This window comes from Zobellia alginiliquefaciens, from assembly GCF_029323795.1.
Classification (GTDB): domain Bacteria; phylum Bacteroidota; class Bacteroidia; order Flavobacteriales; family Flavobacteriaceae; genus Zobellia; species Zobellia alginiliquefaciens.
In genome coordinates, this window is sequence record NZ_CP119758.1 from 4,747,247 (window position 1) to 4,770,151 (window position 22,905).

20 protein-coding genes are annotated in these 22,905 nt (G+C 37.8%); 10 read left to right on the forward strand and 10 right to left on the reverse strand.

All coding sequences use genetic code 11. The features are described from left to right. Window positions 1-2: 2 nt before the first annotated feature. The gene (locus P0077_RS19630) at window positions 3-383 is read left to right on the forward strand and encodes a DUF4258 domain-containing protein (RefSeq protein ID WP_276166894.1); all 381 of its coding nucleotides are present in this window, start codon (window positions 3-5) and stop codon (window positions 381-383) included. Window positions 384-423: 40 nt separating this feature from the next. Here P0077_RS19630 and P0077_RS19635 read toward each other — a convergent pair whose 3' ends face one another. Continuing rightward, window positions 424-1,590 carry a proline dehydrogenase family protein gene (locus tag P0077_RS19635; RefSeq protein WP_276166895.1) on the reverse strand — a complete coding sequence of 389 codons (1,167 nt, stop codon included), beginning with the start codon at window positions 1,588-1,590 and terminating at the stop codon, window positions 424-426. Window positions 1,591-1,719: 129 nt separating this feature from the next. Here P0077_RS19635 and aroB point away from each other — a divergent pair, with 129 nt between their 5' ends. Further along, window positions 1,720-2,784, forward strand: coding sequence for a 3-dehydroquinate synthase (gene aroB, locus P0077_RS19640; protein WP_276166896.1), 1,065 nt, complete (start codon window positions 1,720-1,722; stop codon window positions 2,782-2,784). A 130-nt stretch (window positions 2,785-2,914) separates the two neighbouring features. Further along, the gene (locus tag P0077_RS19645) at window positions 2,915-3,244 is read left to right on the forward strand and encodes a hypothetical protein (RefSeq protein ID WP_276166897.1); all 330 of its coding nucleotides are present in this window, start codon (window positions 2,915-2,917) and stop codon (window positions 3,242-3,244) included. Window positions 3,245-3,253: 9 nt separating this feature from the next. On the opposite strand, the gene P0077_RS19650 is transcribed toward P0077_RS19645, so the two are convergent. The 3 genes from P0077_RS19650 to P0077_RS19660 all read right to left on the reverse strand — a co-directional run bounded on the left by P0077_RS19650 (window position 3,254) and on the right by P0077_RS19660 (window position 5,555). Further along, entirely contained in the window at window positions 3,254-3,778 is a 525-nt protein-coding gene (locus tag P0077_RS19650; RefSeq protein WP_276166898.1) for a DinB family protein, read from the reverse strand. A gap of 72 nt (window positions 3,779-3,850) precedes the next feature. Beyond that, window positions 3,851-4,330: an Lrp/AsnC family transcriptional regulator gene (locus P0077_RS19655; RefSeq protein WP_013995861.1), complete on the reverse strand. Its 480-nt coding sequence runs from the start codon at window positions 4,328-4,330 to the stop codon at window positions 3,851-3,853. A 115-nt stretch (window positions 4,331-4,445) separates the two neighbouring features. Beyond that, window positions 4,446-5,555: a M14 family metallopeptidase gene (locus tag P0077_RS19660; protein WP_276166899.1), complete on the reverse strand. Its 1,110-nt coding sequence runs from the start codon at window positions 5,553-5,555 to the stop codon at window positions 4,446-4,448. A 291-nt stretch (window positions 5,556-5,846) separates the two neighbouring features. On the opposite strand from P0077_RS19660, the gene P0077_RS19665 reads away from it, so the two are divergent. Both P0077_RS19665 and P0077_RS19670 read left to right on the forward strand, forming a co-directional pair. Further along, window positions 5,847-6,227, forward strand: a complete 381-nt coding sequence (locus tag P0077_RS19665; protein WP_276166900.1) for a helix-turn-helix domain-containing protein — start codon at window positions 5,847-5,849, stop codon at window positions 6,225-6,227. A 29-nt stretch (window positions 6,228-6,256) separates the two neighbouring features. Beyond that, window positions 6,257-6,634: a DNA topoisomerase IV gene (locus P0077_RS19670; RefSeq protein ID WP_276166901.1), complete on the forward strand. Its 378-nt coding sequence runs from the start codon at window positions 6,257-6,259 to the stop codon at window positions 6,632-6,634. Between the two features lie 254 nt (window positions 6,635-6,888). Here P0077_RS19670 and P0077_RS19675 read toward each other — a convergent pair whose 3' ends face one another. From P0077_RS19675 to P0077_RS19690, 4 genes are all read right to left on the reverse strand, one after another. Then, complete coding sequence (locus tag P0077_RS19675) at window positions 6,889-7,845, reverse strand: sterol desaturase family protein (protein ID WP_276166902.1); 957 nt, start codon at window positions 7,843-7,845, stop codon at window positions 6,889-6,891. 110 nt (window positions 7,846-7,955) lie between these two features. After that, a complete protein-coding gene (mscL, locus tag P0077_RS19680) occupies window positions 7,956-8,387 on the reverse strand; it encodes a large conductance mechanosensitive channel protein MscL (RefSeq protein WP_276166903.1) in 432 nt (143 codons plus the stop codon). Window positions 8,388-8,402: 15 nt separating this feature from the next. Further along, window positions 8,403-11,156 carry a DNA gyrase/topoisomerase IV subunit A gene (locus P0077_RS19685; RefSeq protein WP_276166904.1) on the reverse strand — a complete coding sequence of 918 codons (2,754 nt, stop codon included), beginning with the start codon at window positions 11,154-11,156 and terminating at the stop codon, window positions 8,403-8,405. 37 nt (window positions 11,157-11,193) lie between these two features. After that, window positions 11,194-13,044 (reverse strand): DNA topoisomerase IV subunit B, encoded by a 1,851-nt coding sequence (locus tag P0077_RS19690; RefSeq protein WP_276166905.1) that lies wholly within the window; start codon window positions 13,042-13,044, stop codon window positions 11,194-11,196. 261 nt (window positions 13,045-13,305) lie between these two features. Here P0077_RS19690 and P0077_RS19695 point away from each other — a divergent pair, with 261 nt between their 5' ends. The 4 genes from P0077_RS19695 (at window position 13,306) to P0077_RS19710 (ending at window position 17,641) form a co-directional block, all read left to right on the forward strand. After that, window positions 13,306-14,580: an amidohydrolase gene (locus P0077_RS19695; protein ID WP_276166906.1), complete on the forward strand. Its 1,275-nt coding sequence runs from the start codon at window positions 13,306-13,308 to the stop codon at window positions 14,578-14,580. Window positions 14,581-14,633: 53 nt separating this feature from the next. Beyond that, entirely contained in the window at window positions 14,634-16,208 is a 1,575-nt protein-coding gene (locus tag P0077_RS19700; RefSeq protein ID WP_276166907.1) for an FMN-binding glutamate synthase family protein, read from the forward strand. 65 nt (window positions 16,209-16,273) lie between these two features. Next, window positions 16,274-17,044 carry an OmpA family protein gene (locus tag P0077_RS19705; protein ID WP_276166908.1) on the forward strand — a complete coding sequence of 257 codons (771 nt, stop codon included), beginning with the start codon at window positions 16,274-16,276 and terminating at the stop codon, window positions 17,042-17,044. A gap of 75 nt (window positions 17,045-17,119) precedes the next feature. Continuing rightward, complete coding sequence (locus P0077_RS19710) at window positions 17,120-17,641, forward strand: DUF7935 family protein (protein ID WP_276166909.1); 522 nt, start codon at window positions 17,120-17,122, stop codon at window positions 17,639-17,641. 77 nt (window positions 17,642-17,718) lie between these two features. Here P0077_RS19710 and P0077_RS19715 read toward each other — a convergent pair whose 3' ends face one another. Further along, a complete protein-coding gene (locus P0077_RS19715; RefSeq protein ID WP_276166910.1) occupies window positions 17,719-18,639 on the reverse strand; it encodes a patatin-like phospholipase family protein in 921 nt (306 codons plus the stop codon). Window positions 18,640-18,641: 2 nt separating this feature from the next. Next, a complete protein-coding gene (locus tag P0077_RS19720) occupies window positions 18,642-20,702 on the reverse strand; it encodes a M1 family metallopeptidase (RefSeq protein WP_276166911.1) in 2,061 nt (686 codons plus the stop codon). Window positions 20,703-20,780: 78 nt separating this feature from the next. Between P0077_RS19720 and recG the strand changes: the two genes are divergently transcribed. Then, complete coding sequence (gene recG / locus P0077_RS19725) at window positions 20,781-22,886, forward strand: ATP-dependent DNA helicase RecG (protein WP_276166912.1); 2,106 nt, start codon at window positions 20,781-20,783, stop codon at window positions 22,884-22,886. The last annotated feature ends 19 nt before the right edge of the window (window positions 22,887-22,905 follow it).

Consider the following 22,905-nt stretch of genomic DNA (forward strand, 5'->3'; position numbering starts at 1 on the left):
TAATGGATTTTTTAAAACGTTTAGGTTTTTATCTTATCGGGCTTTCTATAGGAATCATTTTTTTGACATTTTTTTTCAAGAAAAAATCGGAAGAAACGGGGGTTTCGTTCTGTTATTTCCCTAACTGCAGAACACTTAAGAACATCCGCTCTAAACCAATGTCCTATTCCGATGATGTAAGCAGATTGTTTTCCGAAAAGAAAATAGATACTTTAGATATCATCAATATCCTAAGAAATGGTGAAGTAGATTTTTCAAATAGCGAAACCAAAACTTCACCGTGCAAAACCTACATTATAGAAGGCTCTATAGAAGACAAAGAGGCCGTATTGAAGGTCAGAAATTGTCAAGAAAAAGCGCTTTTAGAATCTGTAACTTACTAACCAAAGCGTCCAAAATATTGGTTTTGGACGCTGGGTAAAATTAAATCTTCCTTCGTTTTCTTTCTTTTTTCAACAAGGACAACTCCCTTGAAGTCTGGCCGGCTACCGAAGTATTTTCTTCTGCACGACGAATTAAATAAGGCATTACATCCCTCACCGGACCAAACGGCAAATATTTAGCAACATTATACCCTTTATCGGACAGATTAAAGGAAATATGATCACTCATCCCAAACAATTGCCCAAACCATACGCGGTCGTCATTATTGGCTATTCCTTTCTCAGCCATAATTTTCATCATCTTATACGAACTATTTTCATTATGGGTACCCGCAAATATTGAAACCGTATCCAAGTGATTCATTATGTAAGCAACGGCATTATCAAAATTTTCATCGGTTTCTCGTTTTGAACTACAAATGGGCGACTTATAGCCTTTTTCCTCAGCCCTATCATTCTCCTTTTCCATATAAGCACCACGCACCACTTTCATTCCAATTCTAAAGTTGCTTTCGTTGGCACGTTGCTGTAGCTCCTTTAGATAATCTAACCTGTCCCATCGGTACATTTGCAAAGTATTGAAGACCACCGCCTTCTTCTTATTATATTTCCGCATCATTTCTTCTACAAGCTGATCAGCTGCTTGCTGCATCCAACTTTCTTCCGCATCAATAAGCAAGGAAACATCTAAATCATAGGCCTTTTTACAGGTTTTATCAAAACGGGCTACCACCCTTTGCCACTCCGCCTCTTCTTTCTCAGTCAAAGATTTACCTTCACCAATTTTTTGAAATAAAGCAAATCTACCATAGCCTGTAGGCTTAAAAACAGCAAAAGGGATAGCATCTTTTTCCTTAACAAAGTCTAGTACCTTTAAAATCATGGCCATAGCATCGTCAAAAGGGTCTTCAGTATCTTTCCCCTCAACCGAATAATCCAGAACTGAACATACATTTTTAGTGTACATCCGGTCCACTACGGACATGCAATCCTTCTCATTTACACCACCGCAAAAGTGATCGAACACTGTAGCCCTAATTAATCCTTCCACAGGAAGATGGGCTTTAATGGCAAAATTTGTCATTGCCGTTCCAATGCGGACAAGAGGTTCGTTCGCTATCATCCGGAACAAAAAATAAGCACGCTCAAGCTCTGAGTCGGTTTTCAAAGCAAAAGCGGTTGCGGTATCTTCAAAAATTTCTTTCATTTAATGTCATTTGTAGAGGGATCAAATATAAAGACAGAAATTCTATTCTTTAGATAAAAAATATGCTTTATTTTGTGCCATAGTCATTAAAAAATCCCCGCACAGGTGCGGAACAAAATTTACTCATTAATGCAGTCCATAACAACCTCTTCTTACGCCGTACATTTTAACCAACGAGCATACGACGCTTTAAATACCCATTTGTCCGGCAAGGTATATTCTAAAATTTTCATTATCGTAGACGAGAACACTCACGAGCATTGCCTTCCTGCATTTATGACCCAAATACAAGGGGATTATGATTTTGAAATTATAGAAATTGAATCTGGTGAAGAAAACAAGAATATTGACACTTGCACAGGAGTTTGGAGTGCCTTATCCGAATTGGATGGAGACAGAAAAAGCCTTGTTATTAACTTAGGCGGTGGCGTTCTTACGGATTTAGGTGGATTTGTAGCCTCAACATTCAAAAGAGGCATAGACTTCATTAATGTACCCACTACCCTATTATCTATGGTAGATGCTTCCGTGGGAGGAAAAACAGGTGTGGACCTGGGACCTCTAAAGAACCAAATTGGTGTTATCAATCAACCAGAAATGGTCCTTATTATAACAAGCTTCCTTAAAACACTTGAAGAAAGACAATTGCGTAGTGGTTTTGCCGAGATGCTTAAACATGGCCTAATCCAGAGCCAAGCATATTGGGAAGCTCTAAAAAATGTTACGGACTTCTTGAATATAGATGATTTAATCTACGATTCCGTTGTTATTAAGAACGAGGTAGTTCTTCAGGACCCAACAGAACAACACTTACGGAAAATATTAAATTACGGCCACACTCTAGGGCACGCTATTGAATCTTACTTTCTTGAAAGCAAAACACATAAAACCCTATTGCACGGCGAAGCTATTGGCATAGGAATGATTCTAGAAGCCTACCTCTCCAAAGAACTACTTGGTCTTACGAATCTAGAATTAGCGGATATTAAAAAAACCTTTCTTTCTCATTATGAAAAGGTGATTTTCAGCAAAGAAGATATTACCACCATTTTATCCCTATTGAAATTTGATAAGAAAAATTCTCATGGCAATATCAACTTTGTCCTTATTTCCGCTATCGGAAAACCAGATATAGATATTAGAATTCCTGACGAAATGTACGAAGCTGCTTTTGCATACTACGCTGAAATATAGTTACATATACTAATTCCCCTTGTTTGACAACTCTTTAGAAAATTCAGCGTAAAAAATACATAGTTTAGGTTCAGATTTATAATCCAAATCAATAACCACCTGAAATCAATCAGGTTAAAACCAACCTACTATGCTACGTAAATTAGTCGATTACAAAAAATTAGATCACGATCTGGCCGCATTATTAATCGAAACCTATTCTGATGGTTATGGTGATGATGATATTATAGTTTTCAAAAATCTAAAAGGCGAAACTATTGAGGCTGTTGAACTGAAGACGAATGACACTATCTACCTTGTAAAAATTAGTAAGAGTCTTTCCAATTTCATTGCTAATTTTGAGGAAAATATTGAAAAGGAACTTGACAATACCCCGTCACAGCCCGTTTTAGAAGAAACGGATTCCATTAACTATGAAATGGATAATGAAGCTGAGCCTGATGCAGAAGATATAGATTAACCTATAACTTTAAACTTGATCAAGATAGCGCTCTCGTAATATATTGCGATGATACTTTTGGTGACCACAAATAACAAAACCCAAAGTAGCCACATCCCAAGGCAAGTTACTGGCCACACCCTGTTTACCTAAAGTAACGGCATCAAAATTTTTATAAAGCGTAATGGTTGATTGCCTAACCGCCTTGTATTCTTCTATAATACTTTCCTTGGAGCGTGTTTCGGCGTTTGAATTAGGCGCATACAAATCTTGCTCAAACCCAGGCAAAGCGGTACTATCCCCCCTTGAGAACCGAAGTGAACGGTATTGAAAAACACGTTCGGAGTCAATAATATGCAGAAGCACTTGAGCAATGGTCCATTTTTCAGGTCCATACGCATAAGTCAATTTATCATCAGGGATATTCTCAATAAATTTTGGAAAATTCTTTAACTGACCTTCTAACATTTCCAACAAATCAACATCCCCCAATACATCTATATAGGTCTTATAAAAAGGAATTGGTGGTACAATTTTAAGTTCTGAAGTTCTCATAGGTTTATAAAATAAAAATTCCCGAGCAGTAGAACCACCCAGGAATTTAAATTACTGTTTCCAAAGGCTGTATTACAATTCATTGAAAATTGTATGCATCAACCTCTTCTTGTCATTTATACTCTCTTCCAAAGAAATCATAGTTTCGGTACGGCTGATGCCATCAATATCATCAATTCTAAAAATAATATTCTTAGCATGATTGGTATCTTTAGCTCTAATTTTACAGAAAATATTAAATTTTCCTGTAGTAATATGCGCTACCGTAACATTTGGAATTTGCTCTAAACGCTCCAAAACAAATTTCGTTTGGTGTGTTTTTTCTAAAAATATACCAACGTAAGCAATAAACGCGTAGCCTAATTTTACGTAATCCAATGTAAGAGATGAACCTTTTATGATACCTGCTTCCTCCATTTTCTTAACACGTACGTGAACCGTACCTGCAGAAATCAAGAGTTTTTTAGCTATATCTGTAAATGGAGTTCTGGTGTTATCTATTAACATATCCAGAATCTGGTGATCAATCTCGTCTAATTTTACTTTTCCCATTATGGTCGTGTTTTTGGCAAAAATAAAAAATTAAGAAATATTACGCATTAAAAGTTGCATTTTTTTAACAAAAACGTAAAGATTCAATGGTTTTAAAAAATAATGCTCAAAAAAATCAGGCTTTAACAAGCTGATAAAAAGACTGTTGCCTTAGTTCCTTTAAATCGTCTTCATTAAGGCAATCATATGTTTTATGGCCAAAATAGCCATCAAGACACCCTTTTTGCTCAATTCTCGGTACAAAACTTATCTTATTATCGCTCAACACCTCCTTATAAAGTACACCTATACTATCTCCGTTTACTAATTCTGAATTAAGTATCTGGGCGTTCTTGACCAACACATCAAAAAAGAGTTTTCCGTTTTCCGGAATATCAAAATAATCTTTCTGCTGAAATGCATCTATATTGTTTTGGGCAATAGTTGATACAGCTTCATACAGGGAGTAAAAAATATACTCTCTTGTTTTCTCTCGCCCATAATCTTCCGGATAATGACCAGATTCAAATAATATAGTAGGAACATTCTGCATTTGAAAACTATCACCCACACAATTTGCATTAAAACCATCATCATATCTCCCCACCTGACCTGGAATCTTCTCTTGCAATAGCTTGTTCATTGCCACAATCAATTGCATGCTAACCCCACGAGTTTTAGAAATACTTCTTTCAGGGTCATGGGCCGGTGCCAAAAATGATACCGTCGCAGGCATGGGAGTCCTACCTACATTAAATATGGTACGTTGATCATGTAAGTTGAAACAGTAATCTGGCTGAAAAGAATCAAAGACATTTCTTAACACCACACTTTCGGGTTGGGATCTATTCTGAGCATCCCTGTTTAAGTCTATTTCATTTGCGTTTATTCTAGTATACGCTTCTGCTCCATCAGGGTTTAGAATAGGAATAATCAAAAGGGTACAACTATTAAAAATTTGTAAGGCACTAGATGACTCCTTATTCAAAAAATTTACAAAATCTAAAACCGCTTTGGTTGTTGTAGATTCATTACCGTGCATTTGAGACCACATTAGAATTTTCTGTGATCCACTTCCTAATTGTATGCTTTTTATTTCGCGTCCTTGAACAGATTTTCCGATAGTTTTTATGGACAATGAATCTCTGTTTTTTTCCATAAAGTCTAGAACTTGACCATTAACAACATACCGACCACTGACGGATTTTTCCTTAATAGAATTATACTCAACCTGTGAAATACTCATTTTTATAATTGTTTGATGTTACAAAAGTAGCTCCATAATAATTTACAATTGTAATCATAAAAATACACATTTGTAAACTAAAAATGTATTGAGATTGGTATTGGTTGTTACAATTGTAATTCTTAAAACCAGCTTTTTTCTGCGGATAACAAAAACAACATTCAAAATACTATAAATCAAATATTTATACACAATCATCTAAACATTAAAATTTAATAAAATTGATGATTTTAGTTAATTTTAGACTATTTTATATTTCATTTTGCTATTTTTGAACACACACGAGTTACAATGGTAAACACAACGGATTTTATAGACCGACTTAATGAATTATTGCGCTATTACGGCCTTTCCGCCTCTAGTTTTGCAGATAAAGTTAACGTGCAACGCTCAAGCATTTCACATCTTTTATCAGGACGAAATAAACCAAGCCTAGACTTTGTACTTAAAGTAATAAATGTCTTTCCTGAAGTTAATCTATACTGGCTTCTGAATGGAAAAGGGTCTTTCCCTTCTGATGCAAAAAAAGAAATTTCACAACCTAGCCCTTCAACTACTCAACAGAAAGACACTTTAGAATTACCAACAAAAACTATGTCCAAACCCGGAAAAAGTATTGAGAAGATTATTATTTTTTATTCCGATGGAAGTTTTGAAGCTTATGCCAATTAGTAGGCTTAAAATTCATTATTTTTGCGGAGATGATACAGAAAATAATCCCCATAGTCCTCGCTTTAGTTTTAATGACCTCTTGCTACAATCCGGATAGGAACTGCACTGATTTTAAAGACGGAAAATTTGCTTTCACCACCACAATAGATGGTGAAGAAAAAACCACTATTTTCCATAGAAATGGAGATTTGGAAATCGATTATTTTGATGGAAAAGCGGATTCAGCTTCCGTAAGATGGATAAATGACTGCGAGTATATCGTAAAAAAACTCAATCCCAAGAATAAATCCGAAGAGCAGTCCGTACACATGAAAATCCTTTCCACTACTGAGGACTCCTATACATTTCAATACAATATCGTAGGAGAAAGTAAACATTCCCGAGGAACTGCAACAAGGACCGAATAAGAACACAAAACCCTCAACAGATTATTCCGCCTACCTTACATTTTAAAATCGACATTTTTTTACAAGGAAGAGTTCAAAAGAATAAAAAAAAACGAGGGCTTACAAGCGTTTTAAGACGTCGCAGCAATCCTTTCAACTTATATCCCATCCCTCCAAATAAGTAGCAACATAAATCCTTATACCACTAAACAACAGAACAGGACATAAAAAAACCGACTTAAGAAGTCGGTTTTAATTTCATACTATAAATATCCTTAGTTAGGCCTACTATAAACCACTTCCGGGCTTGTTTCCTTATGCTCTTTAAAAAGACGCTGTTGCTGCTTTACGGTGAGCGTACTACCATCTGGACTCCACCCTGGAGGTCCAAAAATATACATCAACTTATGCGAAAACTTTTTAGCCTTTTTAACATCGGCCCAAATATCTTTAAACTCATGAGTTAGTATAACTATTGGATTGTAAGATTGTGGAGCATGGATAACACCAAACTTAACCTCTACATCATCATCCAATTCTTTCCATGTTCCGAATATCTTATCAAAAATATTTAAAAACCCACCATGGTTCTTATCCAAATACTCTACATTCTGAGCATGGTGAACTTGATGCATGGTATGTGTGTTGAAAATCTTTTCAACCCATCCCATTTTAGGAACATACTGTGAATGCAACTGAAACTGCCAAAAAGACTCAATAGCTAGCGCAAAAATTACGACCTCTACAGGAAAACCTATAGCCGGCATCCACATATAGAAGAAGGGCTTGTACAAAAGCGTAAACCAACCGTTCCTAATAGCGGTACCCAAATTAAAATGGTCCGAAGAATGATGCACAATATGCGCCGCCCAAAGCAACCTTACCTCATGGTTGGCCCTGTGAAACCAGTAATATGTAAAATCATCTGCCAATTGACATAAAACAAATACATACCAAGCGTAACCAAAAGATTCATACCCCATAATATTTGTTCGCACCCCATCTACAATAGGGTTAAAAAACTCATAGGTATATGTAAAAACCGTAATTAGAACCGTAATTTTAATAAGTGGACCCAATATTGCCGAACCTATACCCATTGCACCACTTGCCATAAAATCTTTCCACACATAGAGGTCTTTATCTCCATGGGTATGGCTATAAGTGATTTCCAGCAATATAAATGCTATAAAGCAGGGTACACCATAAACTAGGGGGTTCGTCAAGTCCATATTCAAACAATTTTTTTGCAAAGATAGCATTAATAAGACCTAATCCGCATTAAGGCCATTATTTAAGACTATTACAACATAATCAATACAAATACTAAATTTTACAGGAATCAATTTTTCTTATTTCGAAGCAATGCATTCTGTTCCTGCATGAGCTTTTCCAAACTAGCTAACAACTCAATATTTTTTGGTGTTTCAACTGTTTTGTTTTCAGGGTCTTCCGCCTTTGACTTAAAGCGATGAAACCCCTTTATAACCACAAATATGGTTAAGGCTATTATTAAAAAATCGATTAAAACTTCAAGCATTTCACCGTATCCAATAGCCACTTCCTGCACTTCACCTACGGCCTCCCGAAGAATGTATTTTTTATTGCTCAGCTTAACATCATCCGTCATTAATGACAATGGCGGCATTATAATTTTCTTGACCAGCGTATTGATCACATTATTAAAAGCCGTACCGATAATAATACCGATAGCCATATCGACCATATTGCCTTTAATGGCAAAATTCTTAAATTCCTGTACAAAGTTTTTCATAATAGATTCTGCACTTTATTCAAACAAAGATGTTTGAACGTCATCACCATCCTCATCTTTAGCAGATTTGTCTCCCTCGCCTGTTTTCTTGGTTTCGGTAGCACCGGAATCAACTCCTTTATCTACACTGTCCTCATCCACAACCTCTATATCTTCGGTCTTTTGCGGTTCGGGTTCTTCATAAGGTAATGGCTCCAACATATTTATCTCCAACACTTTATCCTTAGTCAATTGATTACCCATGGCACCAATTCCTTTAACGGAGATGAACTCCTCAAGATTCACCTCTAAATTCTCTTTGCGATCCTGCCCTCTTTTCTTGGCGAAAACAATTTCTATGATAGGCCTGTAATCCGTACTAATTATTTCAAGATGCGACTTAGGATGATCGGTAAGGACATTTTCTTCTTTATCAGGATGATCGATCAAGAATCGTTTTACATAGTACAATTCTTTTTCACCTTCCCAATACACCACGGAAAGTGGTTTCTTAGGATTCCATTTCTCAAGGACCACTACATCTTCATCAAAATGAAGTGTAAGCTCGGGAATGACCGTTTTCACCTGTCCGGTTTGGTTTGCGATAAGCAGACGGTCTTCACTGGTAAACTCACCCAGAAACTCACCTCTATCGTCAATATTTAAACGTTGTACCGTCTCATCAAACCACAATTTCCTAGGTTTCAATGTAGATAATCCTTTCTCCTTTAATTCAATACGTTTTACGGAGTATTTAGTAACAATATTCCCTTTGGAAGCTCGCCCTTTGATCATGATATTCGCAAAGTCGATATCCCACTTCAATTTTTTAATACTTCCCACATGACGAAGATTCACGGTCACAACTTCCGCTTCCCCATTTGGATTTCCTGAAAAATAATGAACAAAGGTTCCCGCTTTTCCACTACCACCCATCTCATAATGTTTGTCTCGGGTAATACTGGTTACATTGAATCGTTTTATATATGTTGCACCACCCTTACCATCTCTATAAATCATATTATAAACGGTACGTTTGTCTTTTTTCTTGAAAACGGCTACATAAATAATCCCTTTACCAACAAAGGTTTTTGAATCGACCTTAAACACCATCATTTTACCATCTTGGGTAAAAGCGATTATATCATCAATATCACTACAGTCTGTAACGTATTCATCTCGCCTTAACGATGTGCCTACAAAACCTTCCTCGCGGTTTACATATAGTTTTGTATTTCTAATTACCACCTTGGTGGCCTCTATATCATCAAAAAGTCGTATTTCGGATTTTCGCTGACGCCCTTCTCCATACGTATCTTTTAACTTCTGAAAATAAGCAATAGCATAATCCACCAGATGCTCCAGATGATGCTTTACCTCTGCTATTCTTTCTTCCAGATTATCAAGGTGTTGCTGCGCTTTATCTAAATCAAATTTTGATATACGTTTAATACGAATTTCAGTAAGACGAACAATATCTTCCTCCGTTACCGCACGCCTCAAATGCTTGGTAAAAGGAGCCAAACCTTTATCAATGGCAGAGATTACACCCTCCCAAGTTTCCTCTTCTTCTATATCCCGATAAATTCGGTTTTCTATAAATATTCTTTCTAAAGAAGCAAAATGCCATTGTTCTTCTAATTCGGAAAGCTGAATTTCCAACTCTTGTTTTAACAATTCCACCGTAGCATCGGTAGAGCGTTTCAGCATTTCAGTAACCCCTATAAAAAGTGGCTTATTGTCTTCAATAATACAGCCCAATGGGGAAATAGAAGATTCGCAAGCAGTAAACGCATATAACGCATCTATAGTTTTATCCGGAGAAATACCTGGTGGTAAATGCACTAAAATCTCCACATCTGCAGCAGTATTATCCTCTATCTTCTTAATTTTAATCTTCCCTTTATCATTAGCTTTTAGAATAGAATCTATTAAAGTAGAAGTATTAGTGCCATAGGGTATCTCACTTATAATCAGGGTTGATTTGGAATGTTGAGCGATTTTAGCGCGCACCCTAATCTTCCCGCCACGAAGACCGTCGTTATAATTTGAAACATCAATAATACCCGAAGTAGGAAAATCAGGAAACAACTTAAAACGTTGCCCTTTTAAATGCTTAATGGAAGCATCTATAAGCTCAATAAAGTTGTGCGACATTATCTTAGTTGAAAGACCTACGGCAATACCTTCCGCACCTTGCGCCAAAAGCAACGGAAACTTAACCGGAAGATTTACCGGTTCTTTCTTACGACCATCATAGGATTGCTGCCATTCGGTAATTTTTGGACTAAAAACCACCTCAAGAGCAAATTTAGATAAACGCGCCTCAATGTACCTGGAAGCTGCGGCACGGTCTCCCGTTAAAATATTCCCCCAGTTTCCCTGAGTATCGATCAACAGGTCTTTTTGGCCAATTTGCACCATGGCATCCGCAATACTTGCATCACCATGCGGGTGATACTGCATCGTATGCCCCACAACGTTGGCTACTTTATTATAACGCCCATCATCAAGATCTTTGAGCGAATGCATAATACGGCGTTGCACCGGCTTAAAACCGTCCTCAATTGCCGGTACCGCTCGCTCTAAAATCACATAAGATGCGTAATCTAAAAACCAGTCTTTATACATGCCCGTTACACGGGTAAGTGCATCATCCTGCCCTTGGTCCTCTCCTTCTCCCGCTTGCGGATTATCGGTTTGTTCTTCTTGGCCTTCGGTAGATTGACCGGATTGGTCCTCTGGTGAATTTTGATTTTCAGCTTCGTTCAATTCGTCATTTTCCTCCATTCAGAAAAAATCGTATTTCTTTGGTTTATAATTGATTTTATTCTACAAGGTCAACCTCTACTTTAAGGTTGTTGATAATAAATTTTTGTCGGTCTGGCGTATTCTTGCCCATATAAAAACTTAACAGTTGCTCTATGGACATCGCCTTATCAAGCATTACAGGCTCAAGCCTTATATCATCCCCAATAAAATGCTGAAACTCATCTGGGGAAATTTCACCCAAACCTTTAAAGCGGGTGATCTCCGGTTTGCCGGAAAGCTTATCAATTGCATCTCTCCTCTCCTCTTCGCTATAGCAATAAATAGTTTCCTTCTTGTTCCGAACACGGAACAAAGGCGTCTGCAATATATACAGATGATTTTCTTTTATCAGTTCGGGAAAGAACTGCAAAAAGAAGGTAATCAATAATAAACGAATGTGCATACCGTCAACATCCGCATCGGTCGCGATTACTATATTGTTATAACGAAGGTCTTCCATGGACTCTTCAATATTCAATGCCGCCTGCAGCAAATTGAATTCTTCGTTTTCATAAACTATCTTCTTGGACAACCCGTAAGAGTTTAATGGCTTTCCCTTTAAACTGAAAACCGCCTGGGTATTCACGTCACGTGATTTGGTGATGGAACCAGAAGCCGAATCCCCCTCGGTAATAAAAAGGGTACTCTCTAAATTCCTATCTTTTTTTGTGTCGCCCAGGTGAATACGGCAATCACGTAGTTTTTTATTGTGAAGGTTTGCCTTTTTAGCCCGGTCCTTCGCTAATTTACGAATGCCCGATAGTTCTTTACGCTCTCGTTCGGCTTGCAAAATTTTACGCTGTAGGGCTTCCCTTGTATCTGGATTTTTATGCAAATAATTGTCAAGATACTTTCCTACGAAGTCGTTTATGTAGGTTCTAACGGTAGGTAAATCGCCCCCCATATCCGTGGAACCTAGCTTTGTCTTTGTTTGACTTTCAAAAACCGGCTCCATCACCTTAATGGAAATGGCCGAAATTACAGATTTTCTTATATCGGAAGATTCATAGTTTTTTCCGTAGAACTCACGGATTGTTTTCACCAAAGCTTCTCGAAAAGCTGTTTGGTGCGTCCCTCCCTGTGTGGTATTTTGTCCGTTTACGAACGAGTGATACTCTTCACTGTATTGTGTTTTGCTATGCGTGAGGGCAATTTCAATATCATCGCCTTTTAAATGAATAACAGGGTAAAGAAAATCCTCGGTGTTGTTATTATCCTCCAGTAAATCTTTTAACCCGTTTTCCGAGTAATATTTCTCGCCATTAAAAACAATGGTCAGGCCTGGGTTCAGGTACACATAATTTTTAAGCATGCGTTCTACATACTCTGCCCTGTATTTAAACTTTTTGAAAATGGTTTCATCTGGCGTAAAACTAACTTTTGTACCACGGCGGCGTGTAGTTTCCTCCAATAGCTCTTCATTTTGAAGTTCACCAATTTGGAATTCCGCGGACTTAGACTTGCCATCCCTTGTACTTTCCACACGAAAATAGCTAGAAAGTGCGTTTACCGCTTTCGTACCTACACCGTTTAAACCAACGGATTTTTTGAACGCCCGGGAATCATACTTACCACCCGTATTCATTTTAGAAACCACGTCCACAACCTTGCCCAAAGGAATACCACGACCGTAATCGCGAACGATTACTTTATCACCATGAATTGAAATTTCGACGGTTTTACCCGCGCCCATCACAAATTCATCAATACAGTTATCAATGGTTTCTTTAAGCAGAATATAAATACCATCATCAGCTGAGGAGCCATCACCCAACTTACCGATATACATACCGGGTCTCAGTCGAATGTGCTCTTTCCAATCAAGTGAACGTATGTTATCTTCTGTGTAATTGGAATTGTCGGACATAAATCAGGGGTTTGGAACTAAAGTACCGCTAAAGATAAGACGACAATTAAAAAGATAAAACACCAAACTGTTAAAGTAATTAACAATGGATTTATCCATTTTGTTGATATATTCGCCTCAAATATCAAATTTTGACCTTTTTGAATGCCATTTTAATCATAAAATGGTAAAATTCGTAATTCTGGAAACTATTTTGAGACAAACACAGCTGTTGTAAACAATTTCAGGTTGACCCATTTACGCCATTAAAAAATTTTCCGAATGAAAAAACTACTCGTATGTCTATTGTTCTTAGCAGGAAATCTAATTTCTGCCCTCGCACAAAATTTTGAAAAAGATTACAAAGCCATAGAGAGCAGGGTAATTGAATGGAGAAGAGAGATTCATCAAAACCCGGAACTATCCAACCGAGAATTCAAGACTGCGGAAAAAATAGCGAATCACCTTACCGCTTTAGGTATAGAAGTGCAAACCGGTGTGGCCCATACCGGTGTTGTTGGCATTTTAAAAGGGAAAAAACCGGGTAAAGTTATTGCCTTACGTGCCGATATTGATGCCTTACCGGTTCTAGAAAGAAACGACCTCCCCTACAAGTCTACGGTAAAGGCTAATTTTAAAGGGGAAGAAGTACCCGTTATGCATGCTTGTGGTCACGACACTCATACGGCCATTTTAATGGGTGTTGCAGAAATTCTATCAAATCATACCGATAAAATAAAAGGAACCGTAAAATTCATTTTTCAACCAGCAGAAGAAGGTCCTCCGGAAGGAGAAGAAGGTGGAGCGTTGCTTATGGTAAAAGAAGGAGTGCTAAAAAACCCGGATGTAGATGCTATTTTTGGACTACATATCAACTCTCAGACCCCTACCAACGTTATTCGTTATAAATCTGGAGGCACAATGGCTGCCGCACAAAAATTCGTAATCAATGTAAAAGGCAAGCAAAGTCATGGTGCACGACCTTGGTCCGGGGTTGACCCAATTTTGATTAGTGCAAAAATTATAGACGGCCTACAAACTATTATCAGCCGTGAAGCGGAACTAACCAATGAAGCTGCAGTGATTACAGTGGGAAAAATAACCAGTGGCGTGCGTTTTAACATCATCCCGGAAAGTGCGGAAATGATTGGTACCATTCGTACCTTAGATTACGATATGAAAAATCAAATCAACAGACGAATGGAAGAAATGGTCACCTCTATTTCCAAAGCCTACGGCGGAGAGGCCACAATTAACATAACGGATGCCACCGAGATTACTTATAACGACCCTGACCTGGTAACCCAAATGCTACCAACCCTAAACAAAGTGGCCGGAGCAAACAATGTACAGACACAAAAAGCCGTTACAGGAGCTGAAGATTTCTCTTATTTTCAAAAAGAAGTGCCTGGTTTCTTTTTCTTTTTAGGAGGAATGACACGGGGAAACACCGAATCGTTCCCACATCATACACCTGATTTTATAATTGACGACAGCGGATTATTGTTAGGGGTTAAAGCCTTAACTCAAATGAGCATAGATTTTCTTAATAAGTAATGGTTTAACACAGTTTAAATAAACAATCAGTTTAAATACTCTTTAGCATATTTATGGAGCCAATAATTTCGTTTTTTCAGAATATTTCGTTGTGGATTTGGGTTGTAATCGCCATTTTGCTAGTGGCCCTTCGTGATATCTTTTTTCAGCGATCACATACCATCTCCCACAACTTTCCCGTAGTAGGTCATTTTAGATATTGGCTGGAAAGCATAGGCCCAGAAATGCGACAGTATTTTGTTGCGAATAATCGCGAAGAACTCCCTTTTAACCGTATTGAACGGGGATGGATTTATGCTTCGGCGAAGAAAGAAAATAACTACGAAGGTTTTGGTACAGATCGAGATATTTATGCCCATCAACATATATTCGTAAAGAACCAAATGATGGCCTATAAAGTGCCCGCAGATCATATCAATGCAATTGACAAGACATTTCTTCCTTGTGCCAAGGTTATGGGGGTCCACAATAATAGACAAAAACCGTTCAGGCCTAGATCTATTATTAATGTATCCGCAATGAGTTTTGGTTCTTTGTCCGCTGCTGCAATTGAAGCGATGAACAAAGGGGTTGCCAAAGCAGGTGCTTACCATAATACAGGCGAAGGCGGATTATCTTCTTACCACAAACAAGGTGGGGATGTTATTTTTCATTTTGGAACGGGTTATTTTGGGGTTCGTACACCGGACGGAAACTTCTCTATGGAGAAAATGAAAAAACTAGTTGCCGAGAACCCCACTATAAAAGCAATTGAAATAAAACTATCCCAAGGGGCAAAACCGGGCAAAGGAGGTGTTCTTCCTGGTGCCAAAATCACCCCTGAACTAGCCGAGATACGAGGTGTAGAAATTGGAAAAGACGTTATTTCTCCTGCTACTCACAAAGCATTTGACACTATACCCGAGTTGATTCAATTTATTGAGGACATTGCCGAAGAAACAGGACTACCTGTAGGTATTAAAGGAGCAATTGGTAAACTAGACCAATGGGAAGAACTTGCGGACCTAATGGAAAAATCAGGCAAAGGTCCGGATTTTATTACCGTAGACGGCGGTGAAGGTGGTACAGGTGCCGCTCCCCCATCTTTTGCCGACCACGTTTCACTACCATGGGTATATGGCTTTTCCAGCCTGTACAAAGTTTTTCAAAAAAGAAAATTAACAGAGCGTATTGTCTTTATAGGAAGTGGCAAGCTAGGTTTTCCCGCTAAGGCCGCAATGGCTTTTTCAATGGGTGTAGACTGTATAAATGTTGCTCGTGAAGCCATGATGAGCATTGGCTGTATCCAAGCGCAAGTTTGCCACACTAACCGCTGCCCTGCAGGGGTTGCCACACAGAATAAATGGCTGCAAAAAGGTATCAATGTTCCATTAAAATCCGACCGTTTAGCGCAGTACTTTATGACGTTTAGAAAAGAATTCTTAGAAATTACACATGCTTCCGGTTACGAACATCCTTGCCAGTACACTATGGATGATATTCAACTTAATGTAGATGATAATGACCTTAACCGTAGTTTGGCTTCATCTTACGGTTACAACAAGACCAAAGTGCCTTTTGAAAATATGAAAAAATTGCACGATTGTATTCACTTGGGTGGAAAGCATTGTGAAAACAGCAAAGAATAATATACATTTGTTTGAAGATATATAACATTCCAAGTCATATTTAAAAAAATTAATTCGAGTTATTTATGAAACACCCCCTACTTACCCTTAGTCTTTTAGTTTTTGCATGTTTATCTATGCAAGCCCAAAGAAAAAGCGACCTTATTGAAGAAATAGCCCAGTTGAAGATGCAGTTAGATTCTGTAAACGATGAAGTTTTTGATGCAAGAAAAAATGAAAAGGTAGCTGTAGCCAAAGCCGAATCTTATGAAGGACAGGTAACGGAGCTTCAAAATGCCAATAACACCTTAATGAAAAACTTGAACAGTTTTGCTGAGGTTTCCAATAAAAATTCTAGCATGGTGACTACGGCAATGGCTAACCTTGAAGCCAAAGAAAAGCAGATCAAAGTAATAAAAGATGCTATTGCTACAAATGATTCCACCACAATTGTTGTTCTCACTAACGTAAAACAAACCATGGGAGAAAACGCAAAAATTGGCGTTTCCGAAGGTGCCGTTGTTATTTCTTCGGATTTATCAAGTCTATACGGAAGTGATACCGGAACAACTTTAACACCCGCTGCAGAAGCCTGGACAGAGAAAATTGCCAATATACTAAAGGCCAATCCCAGCACATCCGTAACTATAGAAGGTTTAAGTATGACCGGAGACCTTGAAACACCTGCAAAACAGGCTATGGCAATAGCAACACTTCTACAGTCCAAGTTTGCTATAGCTCCTGAACGAATCAATGCCCTGGGGAGAGACGGAAACTTAAAAGAAGGCGTACAAGTGAACATTCACCCTGACTTCAACAAATTTTATCTCATGGCCAGAGAGCAAATGAAGAACTAAAAGTTATACCAAATTTTGTATACTTTTTGATAAAATCCCCCGTTCTAGTATCCAAATAAACCAAATACCAAAAAAATGTCTGGAGAAGGAATTTTACAAATGTTCGGCTTTTTATTACCGGCTGTAGTTACAGGGGTTGTTGCCTTTTATTTTTTTAAGTTACACACTAAAAACGAAGACGGACGCAGACGTTTTCTACTGCATAAAGATTCTCAAAAAGACACTATTCCTATTCGCTTACAAGCATATGAACGCATGGCTCTTTTTCTTGAACGTATTGCAATTCCAAGCTTGGTAGTACGTGTAGCTCCAAAAACCTCTGATAAAAATGCGTACGAAAGTCTTTTAATCAAAAGTATAGAAACTGAATTTGAACACAATCTTTCACAACAAATCTATATGACAGATGAATGTTGGAATGTTATTAAAGCCGCTAAGAGTGCTACGGTTCAAATGATACGAAAAGCAGCAATGAGCGAAACTGATTCTGCGGATAAATTACGGGAAGATATTTTAACCGAAACAATGGAAAAACAATCGCCTTCGGCCACAGCTCTATCTTATATCAAAAAAGAAATAGGGTACCTATGGGAATAACAAAACCTTGAAAAATATTAAACACAACTAGTTTAGAAAAAACCGCTCTGACCCATACGTTAGTGCGGTTTTTAAATTTACAGCACTTCTCCTTTTTCCGGCTCTATTTGGTTTAGCTCGGTATTTTTAAATTTTGCGAAGTTATAGCCACTCTCCCACCAGACCGTCATTTTTTCCTTATCAAAAATTAAGGAATTTGTGGTGAGCACCGTGGGTGTATAGTAAAAATTGATAATCGCATCGTTGTGCCTAGCAACATATTTTCCTATCCTAATGTTTTGATGTTCTATTCTATCCAACATATATTCAAACATAGTAGTCAGCAACGAGAATGCGTTTCGAGATGGGAGTCGGTTTAAATGACTTACTTCAGTTTGTAAAACAATAACATCAACCTCTGTAGCCCCTCGTTTTATAGCTTCCTCAATCGGCACCATATTTCCGAGGCCACCATCTGCATATTCGCAGCCATTTTTACGCACTAAACTCATAAAAGGTGTGTAGTTACAAGAAATCCAAATCCATTCACAAAATTCCTCGTATGTACAATCATTAATACTCTTGTATTCTACTTGATTTAAGGATAGATTGGAAACGGTTGCTATTATTTCTTTGGGTCCGTTTTTTAAATTTTCAAACTCCTCTACGGTTAAGGTGTTTTTAATAAGCTTAAGAAGGTTTCTACTTTCGCCAAAAGTCTTTCTCCCTTTGTAAAAATTCCTAAGCACGTTCCAATGGGCAATACCTATAGTATGTACGCCATGCTTTTTTTGTATAGTAAAAGGGCAGTTACTAAATATACTATGCTGATTTACATTCGTGTATACCTCTTTTATCTTTTCTATTTTAGCCAGTGCGAGGTGAGAAATAAGTAGACTCCCTGTAGAGGTACCAAGAAAAAAATCATATTCATGATGAAGTTCTTCCATTAGATACTGTGCAACGCCACCTGCAAAGGCCCCTTTACTTCCTCCGCCTGATATAACCAATGCCCTCATAATTAATTTAGTTTGGTTTTAATATAACGTGATTCGTCTTCATTTAGTTTCTTAATCAAGTTATGAATTCGAGCTTTATAATCCTTATCCTCTAAAAGCTGATTGGTCAATCTCCTAGCAAATTTCTTGAACTGCCATGAATGATGATTCGTCGCCTTCATTAAATTTGTCAGTGCTTCATCCGAAAAACCAATTTCTTGTAAGTACTGAAACGCAGAAATTCTAATTTCCCATCCATATTCTGGCGAAGTATAACCACTGAGCTTATCAAAATACGAGGTTGTATTTTGAGGTTCATAACCATTGGTTGCCACAGCTAGTAACAACCATAACAAACGCACATTTTTATTAGGCAGACCAATTACTCCTTTTGTTGCATCCAAATAAGCCTTCTGACTTTCTGGAAAAGATGACCAAAGTTTGTACAGAGCGAGCTCCTGTGTAATATAACTTTTATCCTTTAGTAATTTTTCCACTAACCCTTTCTGCTCAGCTGGAATTTTATTTATAAGTTGAATTCCTTTTTGGCGTATTTTTAAATTAACATCCTGAATCAATAGAAATACTAACCCTTGCTCTACTATCTCTTTCTGAAATTCGTCTATTAAAGCCTCCTTAAACTGTATGGGTCGCTTTTCGCGCAGCCACTTTTCTAAATTGATATCATTATCCCTGACCTGAAAAAACCTGTGTATAGAAGCGTTTTTAGATTTTAAAAAGGTTTCAACATCTTCTCTTGGAAACTCCTTTGAATACAACCACTTTTTTCTGAAACCACTTAATTTCTGATCAGAAGCCAGTTCTAAATCAGTTATAAAATCATCAATGGTCACATTTTTAAATTGATGTTTGTTCAAATATGCCGACACTCCTTTTTTAAAAGCTTCCTCCCCTACCTTATCTTTTAGCATTACCAGAGCCCAAGCTCCCTTTTCATAAAAAGTAGCACTACTCGCCTTTGGGTCAATCAAAGCTTGGCCCTGCCCTTCTTGAGATATTTTGTAAAGATTTTTGGCCGTACTGAACAACTTCCAGTAAAAATGGTCCTCTCTAAAAATTTCCTTTTCAGCTAAATATGCATAATACGTGGCAAAACCTTCATGTAACCAATGATGATTCCCATCTTTTTCGGTAACCAGATTCCCGAACCATTGGTGCGCCAACTCATGAGCATTAACGTTCACATAATTCTTATCTACAAAAGCAGTGGAATCAATAACGTAGCCATCAGAAAAAATAGTCGCCCCTGTATTCTCCATTCCAGCATATAGAAAATCACGAACGGGAATCTGCTTGTAATTCTGCCACGGATACGGAACCCCGATTTCACTTTCTAAAAGGTCAAAAATTCTTTTTGTATAACGATAAGTAGGCTCTACCTTACTACTATCCTTTTCGTAATAGTAATTAGCTATGGGAACGCCACTTGAAGATATCAATTCTTGTGTTTTATAATTCCCAATAGCAAAAGCCAATAAATAGCTACTCATGGGTTTTTCCATATCAAAGAGCCACACCGGGTTCTCGTCGCTTTCAAACGGAACCAACACCAATTTACCATTGGCTATCACATTATATTTCCTGCTCGCTTGAATAGCAATATCAAATACTACCTTCTCGTTCATATCATCAAAGCTAGGTAACCAATGACTTGTATACTTACCTTGACCTTGCGTCCAAATCTGTTCATTCCAATCTATATCATCTTCCCAACCTAAGAAATAAACAGTCTGTTTTGGTTTGGCCAGATATTCAATAACAAGCTTATGAGATTGGCCTTTTTTAAATTTCTTATGAATTGAAATGGTACGTTCCGTTTGAATAAAATTGGTTGTTTCACCATCCAACTCCACTTTACTGAACGTCATATTCTTGGCATCAAGAAAAACGGAATCTACATTTTGAAGTACATTAAAACGATACACTACACCACCTTTGATCTCCTTTGCCAAAGGAACCGGTGAAACATATATATCCCCCTTTATAAAGTCGACTTTATCCTGATGTTGACCAAAACAGAAAAATATCGAACTGAAAAATAAAAGTGCAAAAAGGTTTCTCATGAAGTTGTAGAAATAAATAGTAGACCAAATTTAGCATTTTAGTTTGTTGCAATTGTACCTATCACTTAATTTAGTCCCATGAACGCTAATTCCCTTCAGACTCCCATTGTATACTTAAAAGGTGTTGGACCAAACCGTTCCGAAACCCTACAGTCTGAATTGGGCATACATACGTTTCAGGACTTACTTAATCTTTTCCCAAATCGGTATATTGATAAAACCCATTATTATAAAATTGGCCAGCTACAGCGTAGCAATGCGGATGTTCAGGTTATTGGTAAGATTGTACATATAAAAACCGTTGAGCAGAAAAAAGGCAAACGTCTTGTAGCCAGTTTTGTTGATGATACGGGAGAAATGGAGCTGGTCTGGTTTAGAGGACAAAAATGGATTCGTGAAAACATAAAACTAAACACACCTTATGTGATTTTCGGGAAGTGCAACTGGTTTAATGGTAAATTTTCAATGCCGCATCCGGAAATGGAACTTCAAAAAGACCACGAAAAAGGACTTGCCGTGGCCATGCAACCCGTTTACCCTTCCACGGAAAAATTGAGTAATAGAGGAATTTCCAACCGGGTGATTAGTAAACTTATTCAACAAATATTTATTGAATCCAAAGGTCGGTTCACAGAAACACTTTCCGAAAAATTGTTGTTTGAACTGAAACTTCTACCGAAAAATGAATCTTTATTTAACATCCATTTTCCAAAAAATCAAGAGTTATTAGCCAAAGCACAATTCCGACTAAAGTTTGAAGAACTCTTTTATATTCAAATGCAGTTGATTGCCAAAAACATGCTTCACAAGCAGAAAATAAAAGGCTTTAATTTTGATCAGGTAGGGACAATTTTTAATGAATTCTACAAAAACCATTTACCTTTTGAACTCACGAGAGCTCAAAAAAGAGTAATCAAAGAAATTAGAGGGGACTTGGGAAGCAATGCGCAAATGAACCGTTTGCTACAAGGTGATGTAGGTTCAGGAAAAACCATAGTTGCGGTAATGACCATGCTCTTGGCCATAGATAACGGCTACCAAGCCTGTTTAATGGCTCCTACTGAAATACTGGCCAATCAACACTTCACGGGCATCTCTGAACTTTTGAAAGGTACAGGGATTACTTGTGCTCTTTTAACCGGTTCCGTAAAGCAAAAAGACCGTCGCCCTATACACGAACAATTGGAAAGCGGAGAACTACAGATTCTTATCGGCACCCATGCTCTCCTTGAGGATAAAGTGAAATTTAAAAATTTAGGTTTGGCCATAGTGGATGAACAGCACCGTTTTGGTGTGGCGCAACGTTCCAAACTTTGGCACAAGAATGAAATTCCGCCACATATCTTGGTTATGACCGCTACACCCATACCCCGAACATTGGCCATGAGCCTGTACGGCGATTTAGATGTTTCTACAATAGATGAGCTTCCTCCTGGGCGAAAACCTATAAAAACAGTTCACAGGTATGACAGCAACCGTTTAAAAGTATTTCAATTTATTCGGGACGAAATAAAGAAAGGTCGTCAAGTTTACATCGTATATCCTCTTATTCAAGAATCCGAAGCTTTGGATTATAAAGATTTGATGGATGGCTACGAAAGTATTGCACGCGACTTTCCTATGCCAGATTATCAAATTTCCATCGTTCATGGACAAATGAAACCAGCGGACAAAGATTACGAAATGGAACGGTTTGTAAAAGGCGAAACCCAAATTATGGTTGCCACAACGGTTATTGAAGTTGGGGTTAACGTTCCCAATGCTTCAGTAATGATCATCGAGAGTGCCGAGCGATTTGGACTATCACAGTTGCACCAGCTTCGCGGTCGTGTAGGTCGCGGTGCCGACCAAAGTTTTTGCATATTAATGACAAGTCACAAATTATCTACAGAAGCTAAAACTCGCCTCCAGACCATGGTGCAAACCAACGACGGATTTGAAATAGCAGAAGTGGATTTAAAACTACGTGGACCCGGAGATATTATGGGCACACAGCAGAGCGGCGTACTCAACCTAAAGATTGCGGATATCGTAAAAGATAATGACATTCTCAAAACCGCTCGCTACCATGCCATACAACTTTTAAAAAATGACCCCTCGCTCGAAAAATCAGAAAATCTAGTCATTAGGCATGCTTATTCTCAACTTGTGAAATATAAAAATATTTGGAATTATATAAGTTGAGTTTGCATTGGTACTTATC

Bases quoted from the DNA above. Each gene is read 5' to 3' on its own strand.
- P0077_RS19630 (WP_276166894.1), top strand. From the start codon at position 3: ATGGATTTTTTAAAACGTTTAGGTTTTTATCTTATCGGGCTTTCTATA.
- P0077_RS19635 (WP_276166895.1), bottom strand. From the start codon at position 1,590: ATGAAAGAAATTTTTGAAGATACCGCAACCGCTTTTGCTTTGAAAACC.
- aroB (WP_276166896.1), top strand. From the start codon at position 1,720: ATGCAGTCCATAACAACCTCTTCTTACGCCGTACATTTTAACCAACGA.
- P0077_RS19645 (WP_276166897.1), top strand. From the start codon at position 2,915: ATGCTACGTAAATTAGTCGATTACAAAAAATTAGATCACGATCTGGCC.
- P0077_RS19650 (WP_276166898.1), bottom strand. From the start codon at position 3,778: ATGAGAACTTCAGAACTTAAAATTGTACCACCAATTCCTTTTTATAAG.
- P0077_RS19655 (WP_013995861.1), bottom strand. From the start codon at position 4,330: ATGGGAAAAGTAAAATTAGACGAGATTGATCACCAGATTCTGGATATG.
- P0077_RS19660 (WP_276166899.1), bottom strand. From the start codon at position 5,555: ATGAGTATTTCACAGGTTGAGTATAATTCTATTAAGGAAAAATCCGTC.
- P0077_RS19665 (WP_276166900.1), top strand. From the start codon at position 5,847: ATGGTAAACACAACGGATTTTATAGACCGACTTAATGAATTATTGCGC.
- P0077_RS19670 (WP_276166901.1), top strand. From the start codon at position 6,257: ATGATACAGAAAATAATCCCCATAGTCCTCGCTTTAGTTTTAATGACC.
- P0077_RS19675 (WP_276166902.1), bottom strand. From the start codon at position 7,845: ATGGACTTGACGAACCCCCTAGTTTATGGTGTACCCTGCTTTATAGCA.
- mscL (WP_276166903.1), bottom strand. From the start codon at position 8,387: ATGAAAAACTTTGTACAGGAATTTAAGAATTTTGCCATTAAAGGCAAT.
- P0077_RS19685 (WP_276166904.1), bottom strand. From the start codon at position 11,156: ATGGAGGAAAATGACGAATTGAACGAAGCTGAAAATCAAAATTCACCA.
- P0077_RS19690 (WP_276166905.1), bottom strand. From the start codon at position 13,044: ATGTCCGACAATTCCAATTACACAGAAGATAACATACGTTCACTTGAT.
- P0077_RS19695 (WP_276166906.1), top strand. From the start codon at position 13,306: ATGAAAAAACTACTCGTATGTCTATTGTTCTTAGCAGGAAATCTAATT.
- P0077_RS19700 (WP_276166907.1), top strand. From the start codon at position 14,634: ATGGAGCCAATAATTTCGTTTTTTCAGAATATTTCGTTGTGGATTTGG.
- P0077_RS19705 (WP_276166908.1), top strand. From the start codon at position 16,274: ATGAAACACCCCCTACTTACCCTTAGTCTTTTAGTTTTTGCATGTTTA.
- P0077_RS19710 (WP_276166909.1), top strand. From the start codon at position 17,120: ATGTCTGGAGAAGGAATTTTACAAATGTTCGGCTTTTTATTACCGGCT.
- P0077_RS19715 (WP_276166910.1), bottom strand. From the start codon at position 18,639: ATGAGGGCATTGGTTATATCAGGCGGAGGAAGTAAAGGGGCCTTTGCA.
- P0077_RS19720 (WP_276166911.1), bottom strand. From the start codon at position 20,702: ATGAGAAACCTTTTTGCACTTTTATTTTTCAGTTCGATATTTTTCTGT.
- recG (WP_276166912.1), top strand. From the start codon at position 20,781: ATGAACGCTAATTCCCTTCAGACTCCCATTGTATACTTAAAAGGTGTT.